Origin of the sequence: Bacteroides sp. (assembly GCF_029057325.1) — a bacterium.
Taxonomy (GTDB): Bacteria; Bacteroidota; Bacteroidia; order Bacteroidales; family Bacteroidaceae; genus Bacteroides.
Genome location: NZ_JAICZW010000196.1, coordinates 1 through 4,986, shown reverse-complemented (window position 1 = coordinate 4,986; position 4,986 = coordinate 1). Strand labels below are relative to the sequence as shown.

Below are 4,986 nucleotides of genomic sequence, written 5' to 3'. Positions count from 1 at the left end.
ATTCGATGCGTATGCCATCTTGTGGGTGAAGGACTTGAACTCACACGTCGATTTTGTGAACGGATTTACCGAAAGTTACGGCGATCCGCTTGGAATGAAGGCAAGCTGGGAATCGTTGGTGAATTTCAAAGATTTGGAGGCCACCCGTCGCACGGAGCTAATCAGCAGCCATGCGCAATGGTTTGAAGACCATTCTCCGGTAGATAAGCGGTTTAAGAAAGAAACGGTGAAAGGGGTGTCTGCCAAAGTGATTACGGCAGCTATTTTGGCCGGCGATTTATATCCGGCTACGGCAATCGGCATCAATTTGCCCAATGCCAACTGGATACGTAGCCGGCATGGCTCCAAATCGGTGACCATCGGCAACATCACCGATGCTTACAATCAGGCGGCGCACGGCAACGGTTTTCATGAAGAGTTCGTATATAGCGATGTGGAGTTGCAACTGATTGACAAGTATGCCGACCTGACCGGAAACTTGCATACCGACTTGCACGAATGCCTGGGACATGGTTCCGGTAAGTTGTTGCCGGGTGTGGATCCTGATGCGTTGAAGGCATACGGTTCTACCATCGAGGAGGCGCGTGCCGATTTGTTCGGCCTTTATTATGTAGCCGATGCCAAATTGCGGGAATTGGGACTGACTCCGACTGACGATGCCTACAAGGCCGAGTATTACACCTACCTGATGAATGGCCTGATGACCCAATTGGTTCGTATCGAACCGGGCCATGATATAGAAGAGGCCCACATGCGCAACCGCCAGCTCATTGCTCGTTGGGTATTCGAGAAAGGGGCTGCCGACAGGGTGGTGGAGATGGTGAAGAAAGCGGGAAAGACATACGTGGTAGTGAACGATTATGATAAGCTGCGCAGCCTGTTTGGCGAACTGCTTGCTGAAGTACAGCGCATCAAGTCCACCGGTGATTGGGTGGCTGCCCGCGATTTAGTGGAAACATACGCGGTAAAGGTGGATCCAGTGCTGCATGCCGAAGTATTGGAGCGTTATAGGAAGCTGGACCTTGCGCCTTACAAAGGCTTTGTCAATCCGAAGTATGAGGCGGTGACAGATGCCGACGGCCGTATTGCCGATGTGAAAGTGACTTACGATGAAGGTTATGTGGAGCAGATGTTGCGCTACAGTAAGGATTATTCTCTGCTTCCTTCAAGAAACTATTAAATAATAATTTAGTAGAACACAGAGACACAAAGGCGAGAGTTGCCCTTTAGGCACACCGGCTATATAGGAAGAAAAACCTCTGTGTCTCCGTGCCTCTGTGTTCAACATGAAACCTATGGAACTGAAAGAACAACTCAAGGAAATTAAGACGAAGCTCCGTCTCTCGATGAACGGGGCTGTTTCTCAAAGCATGCGTGAGAAAGGATTGGTATATAAACTGAATTTCGGTGTGGAGCTGCCCCGTATCAAGGACATCGCGGCCGGCTATGCGAAAGACCATGCGCTGGCGCAGGCCTTGTGGAAGGAAGACATCCGGGAGTGTAAGATTCTGGCGGGGCTTTTGCAGCCAGCCGACAACTTTCTGCCCGAGATAGCCGATATATGGGTGGAGGACATCCGTAATATCGAAATAGCGGAACTTACCTGCATGAACTTGTTTCAGCATTTGGCGTACGCGCCTGCCAAATCATTCCATTGGATTGCAAGCGAGGACGAGTACACGCAAGTTTGCGGTTTTCTCACTATTGCCCGCTTGCTGATGAAGAAGGGGGATATGGATGAACGGGTGGCGAATGAGTTTCTCGACCAGGCAGTCGCGGCTTTTCTGTCGGGGGCCTACCATGTCCGCAATGCCGCGATGACCGCCCTTCGCCGTTTCATGCAGTATAGTGAGGAAAATGCTTTTCAGGTCTGCCGTCGGGTGGAGGGGATGGATGCTTCTGTTTCTGAAGCCGAGCGGTTGCTATACAATTTAGTAAAAGAGGAACTATGTCAGAACGCTTTCTGACACGATGGAATGTTAAATGCGATGAGAGAATAATTCTCTTATCGCATTTTTTTTCCTTTCTCCGTTTGCTTTCCATAAAAAAGGCTTAACTTTGTTCGCTGTAAAAACTGCGCTGCCAAAATGGAAAGTCAGAATGTAAAAGATACAGTCAGGCAGATATTCACCGAATATCTGAGAGCGAACGGGCATCGGAAGACTCCCGAGCGTTATGCTATACTCGATACCATTTACTCCATAGACGGGCATTTTGACATTGATACCCTCTATTCGCAGATGGCCGACCAAGAAAATTTCCGTGTCAGCCGTGCCACACTTTACAACACCATCATTCTGCTGATAAATGCCCGGCTGGTCATCAAGCATCAGTTTGGAAACTCTTCCCAATACGAGAAGTCGTATAATCGCGACACGCATCACCATCAAATCTGTACCCAATGCGGCAAGGTGACCGAGTTCCAGAACGAAGAGTTGCAGCATGCCATTGAAAGTACCAAGCTGAGCCGTTTCAGCCTTACACACTATTCTTTATATATATATGGGTTGTGTGGCAAATGTGAAAGAGCCAATAAACGAAAGATGAAAAATAATAACCATAAGAAAGAAAAATGAAAGTTGACGTATTATTAGGATTACAATGGGGCGACGAAGGCAAAGGCAAAGTCGTCGATGTGTTGACTCCGAGATACGATGTCGTAGCTCGTTTTCAGGGTGGACCGAATGCGGGACATACACTCGAGTTTGAGGGACAGAAGTATGTGCTTCGTTCTATTCCTTCCGGAATTTTCCAAGGTGACAAAGTGAATATCATCGGTAATGGCGTGGTGCTCGATCCGGCTCTCTTCAAGGCTGAGGCCGAAGCGCTGGAGGCTTCCGGCCATAACTTGAAGGAACGCCTGCACATCTCCAAGAAGGCGCACCTCATTCTGCCTACCCACCGCATATTGGATGCTGCCTATGAAGCGGCTAAGGGAGATGCGAAGGTAGGTACTACGGGTAAGGGAATCGGTCCGACTTATACCGATAAAATCAGCCGTAACGGAGTGCGTGTAGGAGATATTCTGCACGATTTCGACAAGAAGTATGCGGCGGCAAAAGCCCGTCATGAACAGATTCTGAAGAGTCTGAACTATGAATACGACCTTACCGAAATGGAAAAGGACTGGCTCGAAGGCATCGAGTTCCTCAAGCAGTTCCGGTTTGTGGATAGCGAGCATGAAGTGAACAATCTGCTGGCTTCCGGCAAGTCGGTATTATGTGAGGGTGCGCAAGGCACCATGCTGGACATCGATTTCGGGTCTTATCCGTTTGTCACTTCCTCCAATACGATTTGTGCAGGAGCCTGCACAGGTCTGGGCATAGCTCCCAATAAAATTGGTGAGGTGTATGGCATCTTCAAGGCTTATTGTACGCGCGTCGGTGCCGGTCCGTTCCCTACGGAATTGTTTGACGAGACCGGAGACAAGATTTGTACGCTTGGCCATGAGTTCGGCTCGGTAACAGGACGTAAGCGTCGTTGCGGATGGATCGATCTGGTGGCACTGAAATATGCCATTATGGTGGATGGCGTGACCAAACTGATTATGATGAAGAGCGATGTGCTCGACTCTTTTGAGACCATCAAGGCTTGCGTGGCTTATAAGATAGATGGAGAGGAGATTGATTACTTCCCGTTCGACATCAGCGGAACGGTTGAGCCGATTTATGTGGAACTGCCCGGATGGCAGACGGATATGACCAAGATGCAGAGCGAGGACGAATTCCCGGAAGAGTTCAACGCTTACCTGTCGTTCCTGGAGGAACAATTGGGTGTGCCCATCAAGATTGTTTCCGTAGGTCCCGACCGTGCACAGACAATCGAACGCTATACGGAAGAGTAATAGAAAACTGATTATTTGGGGCACGGATTATTCAATAGTTCGTGCCTCTTTTTATTTATCATTAAATTTATAGGTATGAGAACACGTATTTTATCTTTTTTACTGCTGTTTGTTTTTCTGTCCTCGGCAAAGTCGCAGTCTTATCAGCCGACTGAGGAGAACCTGAAAGCTCGTCAGGAGTTCCGGGACAATAAGTTTGGTATCTTCCTGCATTGGGGCCTGTATAGTATGTTGGCAACCGGTGAATGGACCATGACCAACAAGGATTTGAACTATAAGGAATATGCCAAGTTGGCAGGTGGGTTCTATCCTTCCAAATTTGATGCAGCCAAGTGGGTGGCAGCCATCAAGGCTTCGGGGGCGAAGTACATCTGCTTCACCACCCGCCATCACGAAGGTTTCTCCATGTTCCACACCCGTTATTCCGATTACAACATCATAGATGCCACTCCTTTCAAGCGGGATATCGTGAAGGAATTGGCAGACGAATGCCACAAGCAGGGCATACGCATCCACTTCTACTATTCACACATCGACTGGTTCCGCGAGGATGCCCCGTGGGGACGTACCGGCCGTGGAACAGGACGCCCCAATCCGAAAGGCGACTGGAACAGCTACTACAAGTTCATGAACAACCAGCTGACGGAACTGCTGACGAACTACGGTGAGGTGGGTGCCATCTGGTTCGACGGTTGGTGGGACCAGGACCAGAATCCGGACTTCGATTGGCAACTGCCCGAGCAATATGCCCTGATACACCGTCTGCAACCGGCCTGTCTGGTGGGAAACAACCACCATCAAGTGCCTTTCGAGGGCGAAGACATCCAAATCTTCGAGCGCGACCTGCCGGGCGAGAATCGTGCCGGACTTTCCGGTCAGGACATCAGCAGCCTGCCTTTGGAGACATGCGAGACGATGAACGGCATGTGGGGCTACAAGATTACCGACCAGAATTATAAGTCAACCAAGACGCTTATCCATTATTTGGTGAAGGCTGCGGGCAAGGATGCCAACCTGTTGATGAACATCGGCCCTCAGCCGGATGGTGAACTTCCGGCTGTCGCCATAGAGCGTCTGGCAGAAGTGGGAGAGTGGATGAAAGTATATGGTGAGACCATCTACGGAACCCGTGGCGGTTGCGT

At 49.7% G+C, this 4,986-nt stretch carries 4 protein-coding genes and 1 pseudogene; all 5 read left to right on the top strand.

Features of this window, described 5'->3' with window-relative positions:
* Positions 1-1,180, top strand: a pseudogene (locus K2G43_RS12885) (dihydrofolate reductase); the annotation flags it as partial.
* A gap of 115 nt (positions 1,181-1,295) precedes the next feature.
* Entirely contained in the window at positions 1,296-1,967 is a 672-nt protein-coding gene (locus tag K2G43_RS12880) for a DNA alkylation repair protein (RefSeq protein ID WP_297644229.1), read from the top strand.
* Positions 1,968-2,087: 120 nt separating this feature from the next.
* Positions 2,088-2,576 (top strand): Fur family transcriptional regulator, encoded by a 489-nt coding sequence (locus tag K2G43_RS12875; RefSeq protein ID WP_297644228.1) that lies wholly within the window; start codon positions 2,088-2,090, stop codon positions 2,574-2,576.
* Entirely contained in the window at positions 2,573-3,844 is a 1,272-nt protein-coding gene (locus K2G43_RS12870; RefSeq protein WP_297644227.1) for an adenylosuccinate synthase, read from the top strand. The genes K2G43_RS12875 and K2G43_RS12870 overlap by 4 nt, the downstream gene beginning before the upstream one ends.
* Positions 3,845-3,919: 75 nt before the next feature.
* Positions 3,920-4,986, top strand: a 1,067-nt coding sequence (locus tag K2G43_RS12865) for an alpha-L-fucosidase (protein ID WP_300155884.1), incomplete at its 3' end; no start/stop codon positions are given.